At 58.5% G+C, this 23,924-nt stretch carries 19 protein-coding genes, 2 tRNA genes and 3 rRNA genes; 20 read left to right on the forward strand and 4 right to left on the reverse strand.

The annotated features are described in order from the left end of the window. Positions 1 to 71 precede the first annotated feature (71 nt). The 7 genes from ACXHGZ_RS04285 (at position 72) to ACXHGZ_RS04315 (ending at position 4,953) form a co-directional block, all read left to right on the forward strand. The gene (locus ACXHGZ_RS04285) at positions 72 to 767 is read left to right on the forward strand and encodes a M949_RS01915 family surface polysaccharide biosynthesis protein (protein ID WP_480462563.1); all 696 of its coding nucleotides are present in this window, start codon (positions 72 to 74) and stop codon (positions 765 to 767) included. 99 nt (positions 768 to 866) lie between these two features. Beyond that, positions 867 to 1,193 carry an aspartate-semialdehyde dehydrogenase gene (locus tag ACXHGZ_RS04290; RefSeq protein ID WP_084856110.1) on the forward strand — a complete coding sequence of 109 codons (327 nt, stop codon included), beginning with the start codon at positions 867 to 869 and terminating at the stop codon, positions 1,191 to 1,193. A gap of 61 nt (positions 1,194 to 1,254) precedes the next feature. After that, the gene (locus ACXHGZ_RS04295) at positions 1,255 to 1,413 is read left to right on the forward strand and encodes a hypothetical protein (RefSeq protein WP_172402998.1); all 159 of its coding nucleotides are present in this window, start codon (positions 1,255 to 1,257) and stop codon (positions 1,411 to 1,413) included. A 135-nt stretch (positions 1,414 to 1,548) separates the two neighbouring features. Then, positions 1,549 to 1,665: a cytochrome c oxidase subunit CcoM gene (ccoM, locus tag ACXHGZ_RS04300; RefSeq protein WP_301178464.1), complete on the forward strand. Its 117-nt coding sequence runs from the start codon at positions 1,549 to 1,551 to the stop codon at positions 1,663 to 1,665. A gap of 224 nt (positions 1,666 to 1,889) precedes the next feature. Then, positions 1,890 to 3,878, forward strand: a complete 1,989-nt coding sequence (locus tag ACXHGZ_RS04305) for an FUSC family protein (RefSeq protein ID WP_480462566.1) — start codon at positions 1,890 to 1,892, stop codon at positions 3,876 to 3,878. Next, the gene (locus ACXHGZ_RS04310; RefSeq protein ID WP_084856114.1) at positions 3,865 to 4,071 is read left to right on the forward strand and encodes a DUF1656 domain-containing protein; all 207 of its coding nucleotides are present in this window, start codon (positions 3,865 to 3,867) and stop codon (positions 4,069 to 4,071) included. The genes ACXHGZ_RS04305 and ACXHGZ_RS04310 overlap by 14 nt, the downstream gene beginning before the upstream one ends. A 12-nt stretch (positions 4,072 to 4,083) precedes the next feature. Further along, the gene (locus ACXHGZ_RS04315) at positions 4,084 to 4,953 is read left to right on the forward strand and encodes an efflux RND transporter periplasmic adaptor subunit (RefSeq protein WP_084856116.1); all 870 of its coding nucleotides are present in this window, start codon (positions 4,084 to 4,086) and stop codon (positions 4,951 to 4,953) included. A 3-nt stretch (positions 4,954 to 4,956) separates the two neighbouring features. On the opposite strand, the gene ACXHGZ_RS04320 is transcribed toward ACXHGZ_RS04315, so the two are convergent. Further along, positions 4,957 to 6,159 (reverse strand): GAF domain-containing sensor histidine kinase, encoded by a 1,203-nt coding sequence (locus ACXHGZ_RS04320; RefSeq protein ID WP_480462569.1) that lies wholly within the window; start codon positions 6,157 to 6,159, stop codon positions 4,957 to 4,959. A 656-nt stretch (positions 6,160 to 6,815) separates the two neighbouring features. Here ACXHGZ_RS04320 and ACXHGZ_RS04325 point away from each other — a divergent pair. The 12 genes from ACXHGZ_RS04325 to ACXHGZ_RS04380 all read left to right on the forward strand — a co-directional run bounded on the left by ACXHGZ_RS04325 (position 6,816) and on the right by ACXHGZ_RS04380 (position 21,248). Then, positions 6,816 to 8,352, forward strand: a 16S ribosomal RNA gene (locus ACXHGZ_RS04325). Between the two features lie 85 nt (positions 8,353 to 8,437). After that, positions 8,438 to 8,514: transfer RNA gene (locus ACXHGZ_RS04330), tRNA-Ile, on the forward strand. A gap of 21 nt (positions 8,515 to 8,535) precedes the next feature. Next, positions 8,536 to 8,611: transfer RNA gene (locus ACXHGZ_RS04335), tRNA-Ala, on the forward strand. A 242-nt stretch (positions 8,612 to 8,853) separates the two neighbouring features. Next, a 23S ribosomal RNA gene (locus ACXHGZ_RS04340) occupies positions 8,854 to 11,746 on the forward strand. 127 nt (positions 11,747 to 11,873) lie between these two features. Beyond that, positions 11,874 to 11,989, forward strand: a 5S ribosomal RNA gene (rrf, locus tag ACXHGZ_RS04345). The 16S, 23S and 5S rRNA genes sit together here with 2 tRNA genes alongside, the layout of an rRNA operon. Before the next feature lie 444 nt (positions 11,990 to 12,433). Beyond that, positions 12,434 to 14,077 (forward strand): acetolactate synthase large subunit, encoded by a 1,644-nt coding sequence (locus ACXHGZ_RS04350; protein ID WP_084858657.1) that lies wholly within the window; start codon positions 12,434 to 12,436, stop codon positions 14,075 to 14,077. Between the two features lie 191 nt (positions 14,078 to 14,268). Continuing rightward, positions 14,269 to 16,206 carry a flavin monoamine oxidase family protein gene (locus tag ACXHGZ_RS04355; RefSeq protein ID WP_480462572.1) on the forward strand — a complete coding sequence of 646 codons (1,938 nt, stop codon included), beginning with the start codon at positions 14,269 to 14,271 and terminating at the stop codon, positions 16,204 to 16,206. Positions 16,207 to 16,353: 147 nt separating this feature from the next. After that, the gene (locus ACXHGZ_RS04360; RefSeq protein WP_480462574.1) at positions 16,354 to 17,250 is read left to right on the forward strand and encodes a nitrilase family protein; all 897 of its coding nucleotides are present in this window, start codon (positions 16,354 to 16,356) and stop codon (positions 17,248 to 17,250) included. A 49-nt stretch (positions 17,251 to 17,299) separates the two neighbouring features. Beyond that, positions 17,300 to 18,421: a hypothetical protein gene (locus ACXHGZ_RS04365; protein ID WP_480463988.1), complete on the forward strand. Its 1,122-nt coding sequence runs from the start codon at positions 17,300 to 17,302 to the stop codon at positions 18,419 to 18,421. Then, positions 18,418 to 19,404, forward strand: coding sequence for an asparaginase (locus ACXHGZ_RS04370; protein ID WP_480462576.1), 987 nt, complete (start codon positions 18,418 to 18,420; stop codon positions 19,402 to 19,404). Before ACXHGZ_RS04365 ends, ACXHGZ_RS04370 begins: the two co-directional genes overlap by 4 nt. A 95-nt stretch (positions 19,405 to 19,499) precedes the next feature. Beyond that, the gene (locus ACXHGZ_RS04375) at positions 19,500 to 20,051 is read left to right on the forward strand and encodes a UPF0149 family protein (RefSeq protein ID WP_084858661.1); all 552 of its coding nucleotides are present in this window, start codon (positions 19,500 to 19,502) and stop codon (positions 20,049 to 20,051) included. Between the two features lie 300 nt (positions 20,052 to 20,351). Beyond that, on the forward strand, positions 20,352 to 21,248 hold the full coding sequence (locus tag ACXHGZ_RS04380; RefSeq protein ID WP_480462578.1) for a hypothetical protein: 897 nt from the start codon (positions 20,352 to 20,354) through the stop codon (positions 21,246 to 21,248). 90 nt (positions 21,249 to 21,338) lie between these two features. On the opposite strand, the gene ACXHGZ_RS04385 is transcribed toward ACXHGZ_RS04380, so the two are convergent. The 3 genes from ACXHGZ_RS04385 to ACXHGZ_RS04395 all read right to left on the reverse strand — a co-directional run bounded on the left by ACXHGZ_RS04385 (position 21,339) and on the right by ACXHGZ_RS04395 (position 23,226). Then, positions 21,339 to 21,929, reverse strand: coding sequence for a hypothetical protein (locus tag ACXHGZ_RS04385; protein WP_480462580.1), 591 nt, complete (start codon positions 21,927 to 21,929; stop codon positions 21,339 to 21,341). Positions 21,930 to 22,001: 72 nt separating this feature from the next. Next, complete coding sequence (locus ACXHGZ_RS04390) at positions 22,002 to 22,664, reverse strand: hypothetical protein (RefSeq protein ID WP_480462582.1); 663 nt, start codon at positions 22,662 to 22,664, stop codon at positions 22,002 to 22,004. Positions 22,665 to 22,728: 64 nt separating this feature from the next. Continuing rightward, positions 22,729 to 23,226 (reverse strand): hypothetical protein, encoded by a 498-nt coding sequence (locus ACXHGZ_RS04395; RefSeq protein ID WP_480462584.1) that lies wholly within the window; start codon positions 23,224 to 23,226, stop codon positions 22,729 to 22,731. A gap of 196 nt (positions 23,227 to 23,422) precedes the next feature. On the opposite strand from ACXHGZ_RS04395, the gene ACXHGZ_RS04400 reads away from it, so the two are divergent. After that, positions 23,423 to 23,890, forward strand: coding sequence for a hypothetical protein (locus ACXHGZ_RS04400; RefSeq protein WP_480462586.1), 468 nt, complete (start codon positions 23,423 to 23,425; stop codon positions 23,888 to 23,890). Positions 23,891 to 23,924: the final 34 nt, after the last annotated feature.

Below are 23,924 nucleotides of genomic sequence, written 5' to 3' on the forward strand. Positions count from 1 at the left end.
GGTAGACCAAAGAATCTAGAGTCTAGCTGCTTCATCGACGAACAACGTCCTGCGACGAGGGCCCACACCACATGGCTGCAAAGCACCGCTGGTTGAACGCCTCCCTGGCCATGGGCAGCTTGCTGCTGCTGGCCGCCTGTGAACAGAAGAACTTCGAAACCCTGCCACCGATTCCGGCCGAACAGCTGGAGGTATTGGGTGTGCGGACGCCGCTCAAGAGCGTGCATTTCCGTGACCGTGACGGCGAAGGGCTGCTGGTGCTCAGCCGCGTCGATGGCCAGGCCACCGATGCCGAGACCGAACAGGAGGTGGACAAGGTCATGCTCAAAGCCACCCTGTACGGGCGCGGTGCCGAAGCTGACGTGTTCACCCCGCGCTGGCAGATCGAGCAGGAAACCAGCTGCCCGGGGCTGGACCTGGACGTAGACTTCTATACCGATGTCAGCGACGCCAGCGACCTGAACAAGGATGGCGTCGCCGAGCTCACCGTGGCCAGCCATGCCTTTTGCGGCGGTGGCATCGACCCGCACGACATCGCTATCGAGATGCGTGAAGGCCAGGCGACCTACACCATCACCGGCCAATCGCTGATCATTCCGGCTGGCGAGGAGCCTGTCGGCGGCGAGCGGGAAGACAGCGCATCGTTGAAAAGTGCATCGCAAGTGATACGCGAGCACATGGACGCAGTGTGGCAGCAGGTCTACAAGCGGCCCTGGAGCGAAGCCAGCCCGCCACCCGACGAGCCGTTGGGCGAAGACCTCGAGTAGCGGTTGTACAGCATGTTGTGATGCACTGCACAATCCGGTGGGTCGGTGCTCAAGTGCAAGTGATCGCCGGCCGATACAGTGGCCACAGGAGACCATTCCATGCTGCCGCCGATCATCCCGCTCAGTGCCGCACCGGTGACTTCGCAACAGGACCCGGTCAAACCGACCCCGGATATTCCTCCGGTGGTCCCGGCGCAGCCTGCTTCCAGCGACGGTACCGTCGACCTCAAGCACCAGCGCGACCCCCAGGAGCAGGCGCTATTGCTGCGCGAGGAGCAGCGTCGCCAGCAGCAGCGTCGGCAGAAGGACCAGGACGAACGCTACAGCGCCTTGCCCGGCGACGAGCTCAATGCCGACAACACCGTGCCGGTGGCGCCTTTGGGCGAGCGTACCCGCCAGGGGTTGTTGGTGGACATCGAAGTCTGAGCTGGTCAGCACGGGCGTCAGGCTTCATCATGCAAGTCTCTGCTGTCAGTCGAGCCCGTCCATGAGCCAAGACAACCTGATCGATTTCGGTGCCGAACGCACCAAACGCATCCATGACCTCAAGGAAAAGCGCCTGAATGAAGTCCGCCAGGCGTTCGAGCAGGCCATGCCGCTGGCCAAGCCGAAGAAAAAGCCCAAGGGCAAGCCGAAGAAGCGCTGAAACTTGATGTAGATCAACCCTGCGTCCGCCTCGCGTGCCCGCCCTTGGGCACCATTGACTCCGGTCAATTTTCCCTCCCCCCGTATTCGCTACCTTGCACCCATCGGACAACGGCAGACGAAACGGGAGGCCGACATGTTCTTCGACAATGTGGTTATCGCCGGTGTGGTAACGGTCGGGTTGATGTTGGTGTTCTTCGCCGGTCTGGGCATTTTCATCTGGAAGGATTCGAGCAAGCGCAAGCCGCGCTGAGCCTTCCAGGTTCACGAGCACGCAAGGCATTTAGGGCGACTTCGGTCGCCCATTTTTTTGCCTGGAATTTCCCAACGCCTTCGCGGCAACGCATTCCTGTGTAGGTGCGGGCTTGTGTGGGATGTGTTTCCTTGAATGATGCTTAGCTAGCTAATTAATTCGCCACGCTTTATCCTTGCGCCGTTGTCTATCTTTTTAATCATCACCCCCGCAAGGTCCGATTCGTGCCCATCACCTTCCAGGCCCTGTTCGCACCCAGCAACCTTGCCCTCAAGTTCGCCATCAAGACCGTGCTTGGGGGTGGCCTGGCGTTGTGGTTGGCCATGCGTTGGGGCTTGGAGCAGCCCTCATGGGCGCTGATGACTGCGTTCATCGTCGCCCAGCCGCTGTCGGGCATGGTGGTGCAGAAGGGTCTGGCCCGCCTGGCCGGCACCTTGGTCGGTACGTTCATGTCGGTGGTCTTCATCGCCCTGTTCGCCCAGGCGCCCTGGCTGTTTCTGCTGACCCTGGCGTTGTGGCTTGCGTTGTGTACCGCAGCCTCCACCCAGTTGCGCAGTGCCTGGGCCTATTCGTTCGTACTGGCGGGTTACACCGTGGCGATCATTGCTTTGCCCTCGATCAACCATCCTTTACAGGTGTTCGACCAGGCCGTAGCGCGCTGCACCGAGATCTGCCTGGGGATCGTCTGCGCCACGGCCACCAGCGCCTTGCTCTGGCCGATGCGCGTCGAGCAGCAGCTCGCAGGCCAGGCGCGCCAGGCCTGGCAGAACGGCTTGCAGGCCTCCAGCGCCATGCTGGGCGGCGAAGACGAGGCGCGCAAGGGGTTGCTTGAAATCCTCGGGCGGATCGTCGCCATCGATGCCCAGCGTGAACACGCCTGGTTCGAAGGCAACCGTGGCCGCCAACGGGCCAGGGCGATTCGTGGGCTGAGCCAGAAGCTCATGGTGTTGCTGCGTATCTCGCGTTCGGTGCGCCGCCAATGGCGTCAGCTCGATGAAGCCGAGGCCGATCGGCTGGCGCCCTGGTTGAACGAGGTGCGCGCGCAACTGGCCGAGCCCGACCCACCCAGCCTGTTGTTGTTGCGCCAGCGAATCTGGGATGCCGCCCATGACGAGCAGATCAGCTCGGCCGAGCATTATTGCCTGGCGCGCATGGCCCTGTTGCTGGATGTCGCCATGGCTGCGACCCAGGCCTTGCAGGACGCCGAACAGGGCAGGGCGCCGAAGGACGTGCCCCAAGGCCTGGCTGTCCATCGCGACCTGCCGCTGGCCTTGCTGTTTGGCTCACGCAGTGCCCTGGCCTTCCTGGCCATGGCCAGTTTCTGGCTGGCCACCGCGTGGCCGGCGGCGCCGGGCGGGCTGGTGCTGACCTGTGTGGTCTGCAGCCTGTTCGCCAGCCGCGAGAACGGCGCGCAGATCGGCCTGAGCTTCCTGCGGGGCATCCTGCTGGCCATTCCCGTGGCCTTTTTGGTCGGGCAGATCCTCCTACCGCAATGGAGCAGTTTCGCCATGCTCTGCCTGGGGATGGGAGTGCCGCTGTTCCTGGGGGCCCTGGGCATGGCGCATCCGCGCACTGGTGCGACTGCCACGTCCTATTGCCTGCACTTCATCGTGTTGGTGGCCCCGCTCAATACCATGCAGTTCGATGTCGCGGCCATGCTCAATAGCGCCCAGGCCATGTTGCTAGGCGTTGGAGCCGCGGTCATGGCCTTCCGCCTGGTGGTGCTACGCCACCCGGCCTGGCTCGGCCGTCGCCTGCGGGCGGCGACCCAGAGCGACCTGGTGCGCCTGACCCGACGCGACCTGCGTGGTGCCGACAGCTGGTTCGGTGGGCGTATGGCCGACCGCCTGATGCAGCTGGCCAGGCACGCCAGCGAATTGCCGGAGGCCGAGCGCAAGCGTTGGGACGATGGCGTGCACGCACTGGATATCGGTGACGAGCTGGTGCACTTGCGCATGTGCCTGGCCGTGGCCCAGGCACCCCTGGGGCCAGCCGAACGCCATTACCTGCAGCAGTTGGAGGCCGTGCTGGCCAGTGGGCCGGCACCAGGGCGCAGCCAACGCCTGGACGCGGCGACCGAGCAATTCATCGAGGCGTTGCGCCGTCAGCCGCCGAGCGACCCGCTACGCCTGGCCGTTGGCGCGGTGCTGCAACTGCGCAGCAGCTGGGGCAAGTGGTGCCATCGGCAGGAGGAGATCCATGGGGTTGCGTGAATGGGCACTGGGCGGTGTGCTGCTCAGTCCGTTTCTGATCTATGCGTTGCTGGCGCTGCTGCTCACCGGTCTGCTGCGCCTGGTGGTGCAGGCTACGCCACTGGGGCGCTGGATCTGGCACGAGGCGCTGTTCGATGCGGCATTGTTCGTTTGTGTTCTGTCCCTGGTGGTGCATGTCCTGGGGCCTTTGTAAGGAGTGATACCCATGCGTACAGCCGTACGTGCCTTCGTTACCCTCTGTGTGGTGGCTCTGGCCATATTCGCCGGCTATCACCTTTGGCAGTACTACATGCTCACGCCCTGGACCCGTGATGCACGGGTGCGTGCAGACGTGGTGGTCATCGCCCCGGACGTGTCCGGTTGGGTGCGCGAGCTCAAGGTGCGCGACAACCAGCAGGTAAAGGCCGGCGATCTGCTCATGAGCATCGACCGCGAGCGCTTCCAGGCCGCCTTCGACCAAGCCAGTGCCGTGGCCGAAACCCGCGCCCACCAATTGCGCCTGCGTGAGCGCGAGGCGGCGCGGCGCACGGCCCTGGGCCCCGATGCGATCAGCGCCGAGCTGCGCGAGAATGCCCAGATCAACGCTGCCGTCGCACGGGGTGAGCTGCATGAAGCCCAGGCGCAGCTGCAGGTGGCGAGGATCAACCTGGAACGCAGCGAAGTCCGGGCCCCGCGCAGCGGGCACATCACCAACCTGCGGCTGGCCCAGGGCAACTATGTCAACACCGGCCAATCGGTCATGGCCCTGGTGGATGATGCCACCTTCTATATCCAGGCCTATTTCGAAGAGACCAAGCTGCCGCGCATCCATGTCGGAGACCCGGTGAAAGTCTGGCTGATGGGCGCCGGCGAGGCGATCGACGGCCATGTGCAAAGCATCAGCCGCGGCATCACCGACAGCAACAGCAATCCCGACAGCCAACTGTTGCCTGAGGTTGAACCGACATTCAACTGGGTACGCCTGGCCCAGCGCATCCCGGTGCGCATCCGCCTGGATCATATTCCCAAGGACATCAACCTCAGTGCCGGGATGACTGCCAGCGTGCAGGTGCACGAGGCACCGGCCGAACATTGAGCGTCATGGACGCACGTTGGCCTTTGATCGGTCGACGGGCAGGCGGAAGCTGAACAACGTCCCCACCTGGGCATTCGATACGACCTCCATGGAGCCGCCATGGGCCAAGGCGATCTGGTTGGCTATATAAAGCCCTAGTCCCAGCCCTTGCTGTGGTCTGCTGGACAGTGGCCGGGAAAAAGGCTGGAACAGCTGTGCCAGGACTTGCGCGGGGATCGGCTCGCCCAGGTTGTGCACGCTGAGAACGAAGATCCCGTCGTGCAGGGTCGCGGTGACGGTGACCGGCTCTTCGGCGGCGCCATGGGCCAGGGCGTTGGCGATCAGGTTGGAGAGCAGTTGGGCGATGCGTTCGCGATCGCAGTGCAGCCCACCGATGTCGCCGATGTTCAGCAGGATCTGCCGTTGTGGATGCACCCGCTGCAACTCCGAGGCCACATGGGTCAGAGCCTCGGCCAGGTCGTGACAGGGCTGCTGGTTGATGGGGATGCCGCTGCCCAGGCGGCCGCGGGCGAAGTCCAGCATATCGCGCACCAGCTGGGCGGCGCGGCTGCCGGAGGTATGTATGTGCCGGGCGATGGCGCGGTTGCGCTCGTCCTGCAAGCGCTGGACGAGCAACTCCGCCCCGGCCGTGATGGCGAACAATGGGTTGCGCAGGTCGTGGCCGAGTACCGCGATGAACTGCTCGCGTACCTCCGCCATGGCGCGCTCCTTCTGCAGGGCCTGTTCGGTGCGCTGTGCGCTTTCCTCGCTTTCTATCTGGATCGACAGCAGGCGGGCGAACGATTCCATCATGGGTTGGATGGCGCTGCCCTTGAGTGAGGTGGGCCTGGGGTCCAGGGCGCTGATGGTGCCGAAGAAACTGCCGTCGGTGCGTAGCACCGGCACCGAGATATAGCTTTCGAAACGGTAGACCCGTGGTGCGTGATGCCGGGCGTACTGGTCGTCCTCGCTGGCCTGGTCGATCACGATGGTCTGGTGGCTGCTGCGGATTTCCTGGCACAGGGTTGTAGTGACGTCGAGTTCATCGCCAGGCTTGAGGCCCAGACTCAGGTTGTCCAGTACGGCGCAGGCGGTCCAGCTGTTCTCGGTTACCCGAGCCACGGCGGCAAAGCGCATGCCGGTGGTCTCGCAGATGACCTGGAGGAGGGCAGGGACTGCGTTGATGCGGCCGATGGTGGCGATGTCGGCGCTGATGGCGTTGGCCATGACAGAGCAGTGTCCGTGGCGGTAAGAAGCATCAGTCTAGCGGGGCGCCTGGGGCGGGATGGAAAAAGTTGGCGAACGGTCTTGGGTTGGCTTGGATCAGGTAGATGCCGAAGTCCTGAAGGCCGGTACCTGTTCGCATTTTAAATGCGGCCTTCAATCTAAATATTTCAAATAATTGAAATAAAGGGTTGACGCCCTTCTGAATCCCCTTATAATGCGCCCCACTTCCGACGCAGTCGAAACGCAAAACTCCTTGAGATTCAATGAGTTGAACGCTTCAGGTAGTATCGGAAGGCTTCGGTCTCACAGATCGGCAGCGGTGAAAAAGGCAGTTGACAGCAGGTTTTAACGCTGTATGATTCGCCTCCCGCTACGAGAGATCGCAGCGTTGTTAAGCGGTTGAAGTTGAACGAAAAACTTCAAAATAAACGCTTGACAGACTCTGAGGTAAGCGTAGAATGCGCGGCCTCGGTTGAGCAAAGCGCTTAACCAAATCGCTCTTTAACAATCGAATCAAGCAATTCGTGTGGGTGCTTGTGAGTACGGACTGATAGTCGCCAAGATTATCAGCATCACAAGTGGCCATGCGAGAAATCACATAGTCATTTGAGATTGCTGAGCCAAGTTTAGGGTTTCTTAAAAACCCAAGCAGTATTGAACTGAAGAGTTTGATCATGGCTCAGATTGAACGCTGGCGGCAGGCCTAACACATGCAAGTCGAGCGGATGACGGGAGCTTGCTCCTTGATTCAGCGGCGGACGGGTGAGTAATGCCTAGGAATCTGCCTGGTAGTGGGGGACAACGTTCCGAAAGGGGCGCTAATACCGCATACGTCCTACGGGAGAAAGTGGGGGATCTTCGGACCTCACGCTATCAGATGAGCCTAGGTCGGATTAGCTAGTTGGTGAGGTAATGGCTCACCAAGGCGACGATCCGTAACTGGTCTGAGAGGATGATCAGTCACACTGGAACTGAGACACGGTCCAGACTCCTACGGGAGGCAGCAGTGGGGAATATTGGACAATGGGCGAAAGCCTGATCCAGCCATGCCGCGTGTGTGAAGAAGGTCTTCGGATTGTAAAGCACTTTAAGTTGGGAGGAAGGGCAGTAAGTTAATACCTTGCTGTTTTGACGTTACCGACAGAATAAGCACCGGCTAACTCTGTGCCAGCAGCCGCGGTAATACAGAGGGTGCAAGCGTTAATCGGAATTACTGGGCGTAAAGCGCGCGTAGGTGGTTCGTTAAGTTGGATGTGAAAGCCCCGGGCTCAACCTGGGAACTGCATCCAAAACTGGCGAGCTAGAGTATGGTAGAGGGTGGTGGAATTTCCTGTGTAGCGGTGAAATGCGTAGATATAGGAAGGAACACCAGTGGCGAAGGCGACCACCTGGACTGATACTGACACTGAGGTGCGAAAGCGTGGGGAGCAAACAGGATTAGATACCCTGGTAGTCCACGCCGTAAACGATGTCAACTAGCCGTTGGAATCCTTGAGATTTTAGTGGCGCAGCTAACGCATTAAGTTGACCGCCTGGGGAGTACGGCCGCAAGGTTAAAACTCAAATGAATTGACGGGGGCCCGCACAAGCGGTGGAGCATGTGGTTTAATTCGAAGCAACGCGAAGAACCTTACCAGGCCTTGACATGCAGAGAACTTTCCAGAGATGGATTGGTGCCTTCGGGAACTCTGACACAGGTGCTGCATGGCTGTCGTCAGCTCGTGTCGTGAGATGTTGGGTTAAGTCCCGTAACGAGCGCAACCCTTGTCCTTAGTTACCAGCACGTTATGGTGGGCACTCTAAGGAGACTGCCGGTGACAAACCGGAGGAAGGTGGGGATGACGTCAAGTCATCATGGCCCTTACGGCCTGGGCTACACACGTGCTACAATGGTCGGTACAGAGGGTTGCCAAGCCGCGAGGTGGAGCTAATCTCACAAAACCGATCGTAGTCCGGATCGCAGTCTGCAACTCGACTGCGTGAAGTCGGAATCGCTAGTAATCGCGAATCAGAATGTCGCGGTGAATACGTTCCCGGGCCTTGTACACACCGCCCGTCACACCATGGGAGTGGGTTGCACCAGAAGTAGCTAGTCTAACCTTCGGGAGGACGGTTACCACGGTGTGATTCATGACTGGGGTGAAGTCGTAACAAGGTAGCCGTAGGGGAACCTGCGGCTGGATCACCTCCTTAATCGAAGACATCAGCCTGCTGATGAGCTCCCACACGAATTGCTTGATTCCTTGAAGAAGACGATGCTGTAACGCGACCCTGTTATAGGTCTGTAGCTCAGTTGGTTAGAGCGCACCCCTGATAAGGGTGAGGTCGGCAGTTCAAATCTGCCCAGACCTACCATTCGCTGGGTGCAGAGACGACGGGGCCATAGCTCAGCTGGGAGAGCGCCTGCCTTGCACGCAGGAGGTCAGCGGTTCGATCCCGCTTGGCTCCACCATTTGCTTTGCTACGCAGTTACCTGCAGAACTTAGAAATGAGCATTCCGCTGTGAATGTTGATTTCTGACTTTTGTCAGATCGTTCTTTAAAAATTCGGATATGTGATAGATAGACTGATGACCACTTTCACTGGTGGGCCATCAGGCTAAGGTAAAATTTGTGAGTTCTGCGCGAACGCGCGACATGCGAATTTTCGGCGAATGTCGTCTTCACAGTATAACCAGATTGCTTGGGGTTATATGGTCAAGTGAAGAAGCGCATACGGTGGATGCCTTGGCAGTCAGAGGCGATGAAAGACGTGGTAGCCTGCGATAAGCTTTGGGGAGTCGGCAAACAGACTGTGATCCAGAGATCTCTGAATGGGGGAACCCACCTAGGATAACCTAGGTATCTTGCACTGAATACATAGGTGCAAGAGGCGAACCAGGGGAACTGAAACATCTAAGTACCCTGAGGAAAAGAAATCAACCGAGATTCCCTTAGTAGTGGCGAGCGAACGGGGACCAGCCCTTAAGCTGGTTTGAGATTAGTGGAACGCTCTGGAAAGTGCGGCCATAGTGGGTGATAGCCCCGTACACGAAAATCTCTTGCCAGTGAAATCGAGTAGGACGGAGCACGAGAAACTTTGTCTGAACATGGGGGGACCATCCTCCAAGGCTAAATACTACTGACTGACCGATAGTGAACCAGTACCGTGAGGGAAAGGCGAAAAGAACCCCGGAGAGGGGAGTGAAATAGAACCTGAAACCGTATGCGTACAAGCAGTGGGAGCCTACTTTGTTAGGTGACTGCGTACCTTTTGTATAATGGGTCAGCGACTTATATTCAGTGGCGAGCTTAACCGAATAGGGGAGGCGTAGCGAAAGCGAGTCTTAATAGGGCGTTTAGTCGCTGGGTATAGACCCGAAACCGGGCGATCTATCCATGGGCAGGTTGAAGGTTAGGTAACACTGACTGGAGGACCGAACCGACTACCGTTGAAAAGTTAGCGGATGACCTGTGGATCGGAGTGAAAGGCTAATCAAGCTCGGAGATAGCTGGTTCTCCTCGAAAGCTATTTAGGTAGCGCCTCATGTATCACTCCAGGGGGTAGAGCACTGTTTCGGCTAGGGGGTCATCCCGACTTACCAAACCGATGCAAACTCCGAATACCTGGAAGTGCCGAGCATGGGAGACACACGGCGGGTGCTAACGTCCGTCGTGAAAAGGGAAACAACCCAGACCGTCAGCTAAGGTCCCAAAGTCATGGTTAAGTGGGAAACGATGTGGGAAGGCTTAGACAGCTAGGAGGTTGGCTTAGAAGCAGCCATCCTTTAAAGAAAGCGTAATAGCTCACTAGTCGAGTCGGCCTGCGCGGAAGATGTAACGGGGCTCAAACCATGCACCGAAGCTACGGGTATCACCTTAGGGTGATGCGGTAGAGGAGCGTTCTGTAAGCCTGTGAAGGTGAGTTGAGAAGCTTGCTGGAGGTATCAGAAGTGCGAATGCTGACATGAGTAACGACAATGCGAGTGAAAAACTCGCACGCCGAAAGACCAAGGTTTCCTGCGCAACGTTAATCGACGCAGGGTTAGTCGGTCCCTAAGGCGAGGCTGAAAAGCGTAGTCGATGGAAAACAGGTTAATATTCCTGTACTTCCAGTTATTGCGATGGAGGGACGGAGAAGGCTAGGCCAGCTTGGCGTTGGTTGTCCAAGTTTAAGGTGGTAGGCTGAAATCTTAGGCAAATCCGGGATTTCCAGGCCGAGAGCTGATGACGAGTTGCCATTAGGCGACGAAGTGGTTGATGCCATGCTTCCAAGAAAAGCTCCTAAGCTTCAGATAACTGGGAACCGTACCCCAAACCGACACAGGTGGTCGGGTAGAGAATACCAAGGCGCTTGAGAGAACTCGGGTGAAGGAACTAGGCAAAATGGCACCGTAACTTCGGGAGAAGGTGCGCCGGCGAGGGTGAAGGACTTGCTCCGTAAGCCCATGCCGGTCGAAGATACCAGGCCGCTGCGACTGTTTATTAAAAACACAGCACTCTGCAAACACGAAAGTGGACGTATAGGGTGTGACGCCTGCCCGGTGCCGGAAGGTTAATTGATGGGGTTAGCGCAAGCGAAGCTCTTGATCGAAGCCCCGGTAAACGGCGGCCGTAACTATAACGGTCCTAAGGTAGCGAAATTCCTTGTCGGGTAAGTTCCGACCTGCACGAATGGCGTAACGATGGCGGCGCTGTCTCCACCCGAGACTCAGTGAAATTGAAATCGCTGTGAAGATGCAGTGTATCCGCGGCTAGACGGAAAGACCCCGTGAACCTTTACTATAGCTTTGCACTGGACTTTGAGCTTGCTTGTGTAGGATAGGTGGGAGGCTTTGAAGTGGGGACGCCAGTTCTCATGGAGCCATCCTTGAAATACCACCCTGGCAACCTTGAGGTTCTAACTCAGGTCCGTGATCCGGATCGAGGACAGTGTATGGTGGGTAGTTTGACTGGGGCGGTCTCCTCCCAAAGAGTAACGGAGGAGTACGAAGGTGCGCTCAGACCGGTCGGAAATCGGTCGCAGAGTATAAAGGCAAAAGCGCGCTTGACTGCGAGACCCACACGTCGAGCAGGTACGAAAGTAGGTCTTAGTGATCCGGTGGTTCTGTATGGAAGGGCCATCGCTCAACGGATAAAAGGTACTCCGGGGATAACAGGCTGATACCGCCCAAGAGTTCATATCGACGGCGGTGTTTGGCACCTCGATGTCGGCTCATCACATCCTGGGGCTGAAGCCGGTCCCAAGGGTATGGCTGTTCGCCATTTAAAGTGGTACGCGAGCTGGGTTTAGAACGTCGTGAGACAGTTCGGTCCCTATCTGCCGTGGACGTTTGAGATTTGAGAGGGGCTGCTCCTAGTACGAGAGGACCGGAGTGGACGAACCTCTGGTGTTCCGGTTGTCACGCCAGTGGCATTGCCGGGTAGCTATGTTCGGAAGAGATAACCGCTGAAAGCATCTAAGCGGGAAACTTGCCTCAAGATGAGATCTCACTGGGATCTTGAATCCCCTGAAGGGCCGTCGAAGACTACGACGTTGATAGGTCGGGTGTGTAAGCGCTGTGAGGCGTTGAGCTAACCGATACTAATTGCCCGTGAGGCTTGACCATATAACACCCAAGCAATTTGCTGTTGCGAATTGCGGTGGTGAAGACGAACGAACCGAAAGTTTGCATCACAAATTCACATATCCGAATTGGCTGGCATGTCCATCTGGACGTTCTGGCAACAGAATTTCTTGACGACCATAGAGCATTGGAACCACCTGATCCCATCCCGAACTCAGCAGTGAAACGATGCATCGCCGATGGTAGTGTGGGGCTTCCCCATGTGAGAGTAGGTCATCGTCAAGATTCATTTCGCAAAACCCCTATCTGCGCGAGCAGGTAGGGGTTTTGTCTTTCTGGTCCTCGAAAGAATCGCGCCTCCCCCTGTAGGAGCGGCCTTGTGCCGCGAAAGCGGGCGCGCAGCGGCCGCCAACCCTGCCATCTCGATCACCCTGGTGCACCGCGTCGCCTGGGCTTACGGCCGCTGCGCGCCCGCTTCGCGGCACAAGGCCGCTCCTACAAGGGGGCGCGTTTCATGCAAAAGCAAATCTCTTTTGCACCACTGGCCGCTTATCTTCCCGCCAACAGCTGCGACAATTAATGCCGATAATTAACGTGACTTTCCTGCACGCAGCCTACGTCAAGGCTTAGGTTCCGAGGATCCTTACCTGCGGACATAGCGATGCCAGCGTACCGTGCTGCGCATTTCTGGACTTCACCACCGTCCTATCATTTGAGGTAGCAAGCAAGATGGCCAAGGCCGCCGATGTCGTTGTGCAATGCCTGGAAAACGAAGGTGTCGAGTATGTGTTCGGCATTCCCGGCGAGGAGAACCTCGACCTGCTGGAATCCCTGCGCAAGTCGAAGATCAAGCTGGTCCTGACCCGTCATGAGCAATCCGCAGGCTTCATGGCCGCCACCTACGGCCGCCTGACCGGCAAGACCGGGGTCAGCCTGTCGACCCTCGGCCCTGGCGCCACCAACCTGGTGACCGCCAGCGCCTACGCCTACCTGGGCGGCATGCCGATGATGATGATCACCGGGCAGAAGCCGATCAAGAAGTCCAAGCAGGGCCGTTTCCAGATCATCGACGTGTGCGGCATGATGGACCCCATCACCAAGTACACCCACCAGTTCGCATCGGCCGATAACATCCCGGCCCGCATGCGCGAAGCCTTCCGCCTGGCCGAAGAAGAAAAGCCGGGCGCCGTGCACCTGGAGCTGCCGGAAGACATCGCTGCCGAGCAGACCGATGCCATGCCGATCCAGCCGAGCCTGCACCGCCGCCCACTGGCCGAGCACGTGGCCATCGAAGCGGCCATCGAGAAGCTGCGCACCGCCCGCAGCCCGATCCTGGTGATCGGTGCCGGTGCCAACCGCAAGATGACCGCCAAGGTCCTCAAGCAACTGATCGACAAGACCGGCATCCCGTTCGTCACCACCCAGCTGGGTAAAGGTGTGGTGGACGAGCGCCATTCGAGCTTCCTGGGCAACGCCGCGCTGTCGTCCGGCGACTTCGTGCATCGCGCTATCGAAGCGGCCGACCTGATCATCAACATCGGCCACGACGTCATCGAGAAGCCACCATTCTTCATGGTGCGTGGCGGTACCGAAGTCATCCACGTCAACTTCCGCTCCGCCGAAGTCGACGCCGTGTACTTCCCACAGATCGAAGTGATCGGCGACATCGCCAACGCTGTCTGGCAGATCGCCGAAGGCCTGGGCGACACCTCGCACTGGGACTTCACCCGCTTGCTGGCCATCCGCGAAGCCAACGAAGCGCAGATCGCCGAAGGCAAGGATGACGACCGCTTCCCGGTCTACCCGCAGCGCCTGGTCGCCGATATCCGCCGCGTATTGCCGTCCGAAGGCATCGTGGCCCTGGACAACGGCATCTACAAGATCTGGTTCGCCCGCAACTACAAGGCTCACAAGCCTAACACCGTGCTGCTGGACAACGCCCTGGCGACCATGGGCGCTGGCCTGCCGTCGGCCATGGCGGCGCACCTGGTGTACCCGGACCGCCCGGTGATCTCGGTGTGCGGCGACGGCGGCTTCATGATGAACAGCCAGGAGCTGGAAACCGCAGTACGCCTGGGCATGCACATTACTGTGGTGATCCTGCGTGACGACGGTTACGGCATGATCCGCTGGAAGCAGGCCAACATGGGCTTCACCGACTTCGGCCTGGACTATGGCAACCCGGACTTCGTCAAATACGCCGAAGCATACGGTGCCAACGGTCACCGCGTCGAAAGCGCCGAAGGCCTGCTGCCGCTGCTCGAGCACTGCATCAAGACCCCGGGCGTGCATGTGATCGACTGCCCGGTCGACTACAGCGAGAACGACCGCATCCTCAACCAGGAACTGCGTGAGCGTGCGCTGGCCGTATAAAGCCGTCATGCGTTGATCGCCGGCAAGCCGGCTCCCACAAAGGATCACGTTATCCTGGTAGGAGCCGGCTTGCCGGCGATTGCTTTACTGCAGTTTATTTCACTATTGCCGGGTAATAGCTATTCACCGCTTCTTTTACTTGGTATCCGTCACTCTCGGTTCTCCCATTCGCCTAGGAGAATCGAAGGCCCATGACCATCGGATCGAGTCATAACCATCCCGCAGACCTGGCAATCGAGCCTGAGTCGCCTATTCAACCGTGGGCTGTGCGGTTTCCCAATCCTCCAGACCTCTGTTTTGATTACCGCCGCCTCGTTGAGCAGTACGGCGGTGTTGCACAGGCCTCTCGAGTGGACTATCGCATTTGCATCGTTGGTGCGGGTGTGACGGGGCTTACCGCTGCCCGCGAATTGCTGCGCTGTGGGTTTCGTAACATCACCTTGATCGAGCAATCTCAGCGCGTTGGCGGACGGCATCTGACGGTGATCAACGATCCAAGTGATCACAAGCAACCATCGACGCCTTTCGAAATGGGGGCGATGCGTATGCCATTTTTTAATAGGACTGGTGAGCCGCCCAAGGACGGGCATTCAATGATGGCTTATTACGCCAAGCTGTTCGATTTACGCATTTCGGATTTTCCCAATCCCGGAACACCTTGGGTCAATGCCACGGGTATCTATCTTCAAGAAGGGCAATTACTGGCAGAGGATGATCCCCAGTTGCTGATCTGGCGTAATCCACTCGGTGACACTCCCCCTCCAACGGAGGCCCTGCTACGGGTTTACGGTAAATGGCAAAGGTTTGCACGTCTGATGGCTGAACAGGTAGCTACGGTTTTCGGAACGGGGACGTGGGAGGGCTGTTGGAGCGCAATCGTCGAACGTTATCACCGGCTATCTTTCCGTGATCTGGTGCATTTACCAACGATTGAGAGCTGGGACCCTGGGAATCCAGGCGACTTCGGTGGATTGGGGATGAGTGATGCTGAGTCAGCGATTTTTTACTCGATAGGCATCGGGGATGGTAGCTGGGGAGCCTTTTATGATGTTTGTTGCCTTTATCCACTACGTACAGCGATCTTCGGCTTCAGTAGCCATCTGCAACTGGTGCATGGGCGTGTGGATGAGCACGGTATGCCTTATGCTGCCCCCTATCTCGAAATGGATACAGTGCCTGATAGCAAGGGGTTGAGATTCCAGGCGCCTACCTATCTTGGGTTGGCAGCACTTGATGAGTGTCTGTTGTTCATGGATATCGAAGAAATTGGTCAGTCGCTCTATAACCAGTGTTTGGAGCGGAGTGATGGTCTGCTTACCGACAGCTCGGTATGTGGGCTGCACAAGATGGCGAATGGAAGGATCCGCGTCGAATACCGTTGGCACCACAGTGATGCTTCCAAGACGCGAACATTGAACCAAGATTTCGATGCAGTGATTCTCACTTTGCCGTCTTGGCTGATTGAGACCAATATCCGACTGGATGGCTTTAGCCGTGATTTGTTACCACAACGTATCATCAGTGCATGGAAAAACGCCCATTGGGAAACCAGCTGCAAGGTATATGCACCGCTGCAAAAAGCCTTCCTCGACCGCAACCCGCATATCCCTCAAATTCTGATAACTGACAGCTTTGTACATGACGTCTATGCCTACCGCTATAACGAGCGCTATGCCTATGACTGCATTTTGCTCAGTTATACTTGGGAAGATGATGCTACCAAGCTGGCCTCATTTACCGATATGGAATTGGGTGTGAAATGCCTAAAGGAATTGGATCGGATCCTGCTGCGCTGCACCAATATCGGTGAGCCAATTTCACCCTATGTCGATAGCCGAAATATCCGAGTACAACGCTGGGTAACAGATAGTAACGCCCTTGGCTGCGCCAAGCTGTATCGCGCGGGTACTTATTACGATGCGGTGAACTTAATGACGTACAATCGAGAATTGAGCTGGCGGTCTGGCCTTTATTTGGTTGGCGAGTCGTTCTCGGTGGATGCAGGCTGGAGCGAACCCTGCCTGCGGACGGCTATCGATGCGGTCATCAATATCTGCCATTTCACATCAGCTATCTACAATGGTGGATTTACCCTAGAAGATTATCCTCACTACCGGCTACAGGAATGAGGGGTAGCGGAAAGAATAACGCACTGGCTGTTCTTTCCGTTGCTTCAGAATTTTCCTACCTAATTGCAGGAGGTGCCTGGCTGTATTTGGCACTGACAACCCCGTTTTACTGGCGACCTTCCAATAACCACAAGAAGGAAGCCAGTAATGCCCGAACAGAACCCACCCGTGAGCCCCGTCCGTATCGCCGTCATCCAGTACGATCCCCAGGTAGGGGTCGAGCACTGCGACGGTAACCTCTGCCGAGGCCTGGCATTGGCTCGCCGCGCCGCGCGTGAGGGCGCCAACCTCATTGTGCTGCCAGAGCTGGCCAATACGGGCTATACCTTCCAGTCCCGCGAGGAAGCCTATGCCCATGCCGAGACCCTGCAGGAGGGCCGCAGCCTGGAGGCATGGTGTACATTCACTCGTGATTACAAGGTCTATCTGGCCGCTGGCTTCGTCGAACGCGAAGGTCTGAAGCTTTACGACAGTGCGGTATTGTTTGGGCCGGATGGCCTGCTGGGACACTACCGCAAAGCCCATCTGTGGAATCAGGAGAAGCTGTGGTTCACCCCTGGCAATCTTGGGTTTCCTGTATTCGAGACGCCGATCGGTCGTATCGGCCTGCTCATCTGCTGGGATATCTGGTTCCCGGAGGTTCCGCGCCTGATGGCCTTGCAGGGCGCCGACATCATCTGCAGCCTGAACAATTGGGTGTGGACACCTCCGCCGCTGTTCGATGAAGCCGGGCGCTGCATGGCGTCCTACCTGACCATGACCGCCGCCCATGCCAACAATATCTACATTGCCGCAGCCAATCGCATCGGCAGGGAGCGCGGCGGGCGCTTCCTTGGCTGCTCGCTGATCGCAGGCACGAACGGCTGGCCCATCGGTGAGGTCGCCAACGCTGAGGAGGAATGCATTCTCTACGCGGATGTGGATTTGAGCTACGCCCGTACAGCCCCTATCTGGAACAGCCTGAACGACTTGCCCCGTGACCGTCGTATCGACCTGTACGACGGCATGCTCGGTTATCGCCAGCATCCAGCATTGCCGCGCTGAGGAGACCGTCGTGGATAAACGTTTCTCCGACGGGCGGCCATGGCCCGTGATGCTGATCCTGCTTTGTCTATGGGGGCTGCTGACCGGCAGCTTGACGCTGGGCCATTGGCCGGACTATGGGCAATGGCTGGCTACCCTGGACGAGCCGCTGAGTCGATTGCGTTGGATTATCGGCGATATCAGCGAAGTTGCGTTTTACAAGCATGAACTGCCAGCCTTGGGGTTACTGTTGGGGGCTTGCTTGGCTCATTGGGCACATGCCGAGGGCTACCGTTGGCAAGGCTTCCCCATTTGTTACGGAACCGGGCTCTGGCCCTGGCTGTTCTTCAGTTCGCTGTTGGGGCTGTTATTGAGCCATGCCTTGTGGGGATGGACCTTGGCGGCCGGTATCTGGCAGCCAACGTTTGTCGCATTCGTATCGCTGCCTGCTGCCATGGTGCTTGTATTTGGTGGCGGCTGGCGTGTGTCGATCGTGGGGGCTGTGCTGGGAGCACTGCTGGTTACCCCGGCGAGCCTTCTGTTCGTCAACGTGCTGTGTTATCCGCTGAATCTGCCCCTGGTGGTCGGTAACGTGCTCGGCATGGCTGTTGCGAGCATTGCCGCCTTCGTACTGTGCAAGCGTTATCCACAATGGGTTCGACATGCACGAACGCCTTTCCAGCCCAAAGTCGCGGCACCGGCAGGCCAGGTTGGTCAGGGACTTGGCTGGACCTTGCGACGTGTGCTCGCGGACTTCAGCGAGGCTCCATTCTTTGGCAACGAGCTGGCGAGCCTTGGGTTGCTGCTCGGGGTGTTGCTCGCGTTTGCGCTGGGCCCTGGGGGGCCCGCCTATGGGTCGTATCTGGTTCTGGAACTGGTGGGCGGCCAGGCATTGGCTTCGTTGATCGGTGTCGTGATCTGGCGGCGTCAGTGGCGAGAAAGAGGTTGGTATCCGACCTACATCCCCATCGTCTCCATTGTGCCGGCTGCTGTCCTGACACTTGGAGGCAGTTGGCAGGTCATCGTCCTCAGCGCAAGCCTGGGAGCGTTGATCGCGCCACCACTGGCTGTGGCCATCACCCAGCGGCTGCCGGGGTACATGCATAGTTATATTGGCAACGTGCTATCGATGGCCATCAGCACCTTGGCGATCGTGCCGTTGCTCAGCCTGATTGCAGGAGGTCAAGGATGAAAGAAACGGACGGTTTTCCCAGGTTATCGATCGGCAGCCTGGGCGGCACGATCAGCATGCAGGCTACGATCATGGGGCAAGGGGTTACGCCGCAGCTGGACTGTGAGGCGTTGCTCGCTTTCCTGCCCCGGCTTGGCGAGATTGCCCAGGTCAGTACCGCTACGCTGGGATTGGTGCCAAGTGCCTCTATGGGATTCGCGCAGATGATCGACGTATTGCGATGGGCGCAGGAGGAAGTTGAGCGTGGTGCCCACGGTATAGTGATTACCCAGGGTACCGACAGCCTGGAAGAGAGCGCGTATTTCCTGGACCTGTTCTGGCCCTTTGACGTCCCTCTGGTATTGACGGGGGCCATGCGTTCGGCGGGTGAGCTAGGGGCGGATGGCCCGGCCAACTTGCTGGCGGCGGCGTGCGTGGCATTGGCCAGAGAAAGTCTAGATCGAGGCGTATTGGTCGTAATGAATGATCAGATACATGCCGCGGCCCGTGTACGCAAGGGTGACAGCTTGTCGGTCAATGCATTCGAGTCTCCGAATGGCGGCCCTGTAGGCCAACTGTTCGAAGGCCAGGTGCACTATTGGCACATGCCAGGGCATCGCACCATTCTGCCTGAACCAGACCGTGTTCAGCATCAGGTCGCATTGATGGAAAGCTGTCTGGATGCTGACACGGGCTTGCTGGATGCAGCTCTTGGCCTGGGCTATGAAGGGCTGGTCATTGCCGGGTTTGGTGCTGGACATGTTTCCGAACGCTGGGCGTCGAGCCTGGAGCGCATCGCGCGGCAGATCCCGGTCATTGTTGCGACTCGTACTGGCAGGGGAACGACAGCCAGCGCCAGCTACGGATTCGTGGGTAGTGAAATCGATTTGCAAAAAAAGTGTATGCACATGGCCGGTCACCTATGTCCCCGCAAATGCCGGATACTGCTCTGGGCGTTGTTGGGTAATGGGTTGCAGAGCTCAGTGCGCGATCATTTGCGCTGAAAACCTTGCCCGCTCCGCCAGGGGGGGCAAGGCAAGCGTTGCCTCGTTGGCTTATGTGCTAGGGTGCGACGAAGATTTCCATCAGGACTCACTTTATGCTCCCCGCCCTCAGCGAAAAAGAACTCGACCGCCTGGAAGACCTGTTGATCACGTACGGCAATGACTTCTCCGTGCTCAACCTGGCCGAGCTCGACGGGTTCTTCACTGCCCTGGCCAGCTCTCCGGTCAATATCCTTCCCGAACAATGGCTGCCGGCCGTTTCCGGCGGCAAGGTACCCAAGTTCAAGAAGCCGGCCGATGAAGAAGCCTACACCGCTCTGATGCTGCGTTATTACCATCAACGGGCCGGCGAATTGGCCGATCATCTCGACCACTTCGAACCGCTGTTCGAGGAGAGCGAAGGCGAGGAGGGGCCGGCGATCATTCTGGAAGAATGGTGCTTCGGCTACATGCGCGGTACACAGGTCGCGGGCTGGGACGAATTGCCGCCCGAACAGGACCGGTTGCTCAAGGCCATTTCGCTGCATGGCCTGGAAGACAACTTCGAACTGCTCGACTCCATGAGCTTCGATGAGCACCAGGCATGCGTGCCTCAGGTCGTGGAGGCCGCGCGTAGCCTGTATCGGTATTTCAAACAGCGCAACTGACCCGATCAAGCCGGTACTTCCCGGTGTCGGCCGTTTCTTTCCTTACTGTGAGACAAGTCCCATCTTGTGGGCTGTTCGCCACAGTGCACTTGCTGGGGGAATGCTCATCCCGCTAACCTGCCAGCCCTGATTCCAGCAACGCTCCGGCCATCGCAATAGGCGCATGGCCCTGGGAGGTGCTGTCCCGACCAGAGCGAAAAGGACCAACGCTCCAACCCCAAAGCATGTTTCATGCAGGCGGTGCTGATCGCTGCCTGCTTCGAACACTGACGTTTATTCATCACGCAAGGAGGCTCGACCATGCAACAGAACTCATCCCCAGCCACCGGGAATCTGCTCGGCACCTACGGTTATGGCAAGGCGCTGATCATCAGCTTGGTCGTCATCGGTATCGTCTGCCTGGGCCTGGCCGCCTTCGTCGGCGTCCTGGGCACGATGCTGCCAATGGATGTGTCTGGTCCCATTTCCGTCGAAACCCGCCGTGGCACCACCTTGCAGTTCGATGGTCCGCAAGGCTTGCTGAACTTCACCCTTGGCCTGCTGGCAGTGCTTGCCCTGTGCATGTTCGGCCTGGCCATGTGGCAGAAGAAGCTGCGCAACGCTCGCTATGAAGTGTATGAAAAAGGCATCTGCCAGATCATCGGCACCCAGCGCGACTACGTGCCTTTCAGCGAGATGAACGACCTCTACCTGTTCGCCTCCGGGCAGACCGCCGTTGCCGGTTTGCACAACAACCTGGCGTACCGCCGCGATGCCAGCGAGCCGTTCCGTCGCGTCAACCCCCACCTCAAGGACCTCTATGCCTTCATCGACCTGGTGCGCGACCTGCACCTGAACGAGCGCCTGCCCAGTGCGCTCGCCACCCTGGAAAACGGCAGTGCGGTGCGTTTCAGCTACATCGACAGCGCCCAGGTGTGGGGCAAGCGTATGAAAGGCAACTTCTTCGCGCTGAATACCAAGACCCTCACCATCACCCGGGATGCTCTCGATGTGGATGGGCGTCGGGTGCCGATGTCCAGCCTACGCAACCTCGACCTCAACGCCTGGACCGAGCTGGTGGTGATCAAGGACGAAAGCGGGCAGACGGTACTGTCCACCGTAGGCAGCGGGATCATGAGCTTCGACGTATTCATCAATACCCTGCATAACTTGCTGCAGGCGCCGAAAGCTCAAGCAGGGGAGGTGGTGCAGGCTTGATGTTCACCTTTGTGGGAGCGGGCGTGCGCACCACGTGCAGCGTCATTGACATGCTGGCGCAGGCGCTGAGGGCTCAGCAGCTGGGCTGATTCAACGGAGCCGGGTGAATATAAAGCAGCCTGGGCACTGCTGTTCCAGCCACTCCTTGGCCCGCTCGCTCAGGAAGTACCCACGATAGGCATCCCCTTTGAAGAAATCGGCTTGCTCGTCGACCTTGAGCACCTTGAGATACTGGCCGAGGTCGGCAGGGTCATGCTGCGGGTCCTTGAGCAGGTTGAGCTTACCCACCACGAATGCCTGCCAGTACTCCGGCATACGTGCGGCAAGCTCAGGGTCATGGGGCAGGGCGTCGATGATCGAGGTCGGCCCGCCGTCCAGATCGAGGTATTCGGTAATGGGCTTGCTGGTATCCCAGTGCAGCCAGTCGATGTGCACGATATGGGTCTTCTCCAGGCGCTCGTAACGCCCGACCCCCTTCAGGCCGCTTTTTTCCAGGGCTTGCTTGACCGGCTGGGTGAGCACCAGCGAACCCGACCGGATATACGCAGCCGGCGTGTACGGCCCGACGCGGTTGATGCTGTCCATGTCGGTATCTTCATCCCAGGCGATCACGCCCTGGATCAGTGCTGCGCCCCAGTCTCCCCAGGGCGTTGGCGCGTTGTCTAAATGGTAGATATTCATACCAGGCCCCCGAGCTCTTGCCGTTCGTGCCGTAGCGATATTCATGGATGGACCTTGGTCCTGGTTGGTCATTCAGGTGAACTGAATGAAGAAGAAACCGGCGTCGTCGCCTTGCTTGCCACGGCGCGCCCGCATGTCCACGAACAGATAGCCGATACCTTCGCCGAACAGCCCTGCATGCTGAGGGCTGGCTTCGGCCACGTCAGCATCTACCAGTTGCATCATGAACATGTAGCGCGCTGGTTCGTAGATCGGGTCCTGCAGCCAGCAGGGCCTGCCGCTGGGTTTGCTCAGGCCGATCCCGCTGTCCTCATCCTGATGTTCCTCGTCATGCTCCTCGTCAGTCATTTCTTCGAAATCGATGAACGCTCGCTCCAGCAGCAAGGGGGGATTGCCGGGCTCCAGTGGTTGGCTGGCAAGTTCGTGCAGGATGACCCGGGCAAAGCCGCTGCTGATGACGTCTTGCAGCTCCGCCTGTTGATTGACCGTATAGCGACGCTGGAGAGGGCGGCTGAAACTGCCATCCTGATGTTGCTCGACGGCGAGGAAAACCGTGATGGCCATGCCTGGCGGGACGAACGTGGCCGGTTGGAACCGCTCGCTCAGGGTCAGGATGGGCGTCATCAACATGCCGGTTTCCGGGTTTGTCGGCCACAAGGAGAGGTCCTTGAGCAAAGCCGCGCCACCGATCTGGCCGAAGCCGCGATCGTGTCGGGACAAGAGGATTTTCTTCATGCCTGATAACGCCCTTTGCGCGTGCGAACGACCTGGCGTAGCGACGGGTAGCCCGCGATTTCGGTTACCACTCGAACAGTCCTACGAAGTTCTTCTGGTCCACAGGGCCGTTCGAGCAACTGGCGCCACGTGCCAGGATGGAAGGTTCGAGGCGGTTGCCCATTTGGCGAACAGCCTGGTACTGGCTATCGCAATGTCCGGGCTGCGACGGGGCTGGTTGCACATGGCTGACGATGATGATCGGCACACCATTGAACTGTTCCACGCGAGGCTTGCCTCCATCCCGTTCCGGGCTGAATTGGCAGGGCCAGGGCATGTCCAGCTGTAGCAGTGATGCATCGGAGCTGCGCAGTGCGCAACGCCCTTCGTGGTTCACAAGTGCAAGTGTGTGCCCGGCAAGGGTAACTTCAGGCCCCGCATTCGATGACGGAACGGGCGTCTGTGCGCATGCATTCAGGGCGATTGCAGCCAGCAGCGTCGGCAGGGTTTTGGACACACGATTCATTTTCAGTTCCCCAGAACCGGCCTGCGGGAACAGCGAGAGTAACGGCGATTCATTCACCAGAATTCGATCTCCTATCGGCCCTGGGTGAGGGCATGTGCCTGTGCGGAGCTGCTGATATGCACAGGTGCGAAACCTACATAAAGTGCCGAAATGATATCTCGCTGACAGGCACTTCGAAGTCGGCTTCTTATGGTTTATTCATTTGCAATTGTCAAGGTAAGCTACCCGCTAACCACGGTGTTCAAGGACGACAGTGCTCACTCATATGAAGGGATCGACGTTTCAAAAGGGTCAGGAGCTGCAAAGATTTCTTTCCCGCTATTTCGGCGTTTTTATCGCCGAGTTCCTGCTGTCCTGTTTTGCCATTGGCGGCTGTGTATCACTGGTGTTCTCCACCTATCTGCGTAGTCAGGACCGGTCGCTGTCGGTGCTGGCACTGGCGCTGGCATGGGCGGTGAGCGCCGCTTCGCATATCGCGCTGGTGCGTGGATATGCCTGGGGCCTGCGAGGGCTGATCGGTCTGAACGGGCTGGCCGTGTTGGCCGCGCTGCCGAGCTACGCTTACCGGCCGCACATGGGCGGCTACGTCTCGGTTTTGCTGTTCGGGCTGCTGGCCTTACTGATCATCAATACCCAGCGCTACCGGGAAATGCGCGTGCGCCTGGTGGGCTACCGGGACATTCGCAGGGCCAACCGGGAGGCGGCGAAAGCTGCGAGGTAGCGTGTTGTCGCTGATGTAACGCGGCTTCTGCATG

Source organism: Pseudomonas shiyinii (assembly GCF_056725765.1).

Coding starts and splice junctions, on each gene's coding strand:
- ACXHGZ_RS04285 (WP_480462563.1), top strand. CDS start 72: ATGGCTGCAAAGCACCGCTGGTTGAACGCCTCCCTGGCCATGGGCAGC.
- ACXHGZ_RS04290 (WP_084856110.1), top strand. CDS start 867: ATGCTGCCGCCGATCATCCCGCTCAGTGCCGCACCGGTGACTTCGCAA.
- ACXHGZ_RS04295 (WP_172402998.1), top strand. CDS start 1,255: ATGAGCCAAGACAACCTGATCGATTTCGGTGCCGAACGCACCAAACGC.
- ccoM (WP_301178464.1), top strand. CDS start 1,549: ATGTTCTTCGACAATGTGGTTATCGCCGGTGTGGTAACGGTCGGGTTG.
- ACXHGZ_RS04310 (WP_084856114.1), top strand. CDS start 3,865: ATGGGGTTGCGTGAATGGGCACTGGGCGGTGTGCTGCTCAGTCCGTTT.
- ACXHGZ_RS04315 (WP_084856116.1), top strand. CDS start 4,084: ATGCGTACAGCCGTACGTGCCTTCGTTACCCTCTGTGTGGTGGCTCTG.
- ACXHGZ_RS04320 (WP_480462569.1), bottom strand. CDS start 6,159: ATGGCCAACGCCATCAGCGCCGACATCGCCACCATCGGCCGCATCAAC.
- ACXHGZ_RS04350 (WP_084858657.1), top strand. CDS start 12,434: ATGGCCAAGGCCGCCGATGTCGTTGTGCAATGCCTGGAAAACGAAGGT.
- ACXHGZ_RS04355 (WP_480462572.1), top strand. CDS start 14,269: ATGACCATCGGATCGAGTCATAACCATCCCGCAGACCTGGCAATCGAG.
- ACXHGZ_RS04360 (WP_480462574.1), top strand. CDS start 16,354: ATGCCCGAACAGAACCCACCCGTGAGCCCCGTCCGTATCGCCGTCATC.
- ACXHGZ_RS04365 (WP_480463988.1), top strand. CDS start 17,300: ATGCTGATCCTGCTTTGTCTATGGGGGCTGCTGACCGGCAGCTTGACG.
- ACXHGZ_RS04370 (WP_480462576.1), top strand. CDS start 18,418: ATGAAAGAAACGGACGGTTTTCCCAGGTTATCGATCGGCAGCCTGGGC.
- ACXHGZ_RS04375 (WP_084858661.1), top strand. CDS start 19,500: ATGCTCCCCGCCCTCAGCGAAAAAGAACTCGACCGCCTGGAAGACCTG.
- ACXHGZ_RS04380 (WP_480462578.1), top strand. CDS start 20,352: ATGCAACAGAACTCATCCCCAGCCACCGGGAATCTGCTCGGCACCTAC.
- ACXHGZ_RS04385 (WP_480462580.1), bottom strand. CDS start 21,929: ATGAATATCTACCATTTAGACAACGCGCCAACGCCCTGGGGAGACTGG.
- ACXHGZ_RS04390 (WP_480462582.1), bottom strand. CDS start 22,664: ATGAAGAAAATCCTCTTGTCCCGACACGATCGCGGCTTCGGCCAGATC.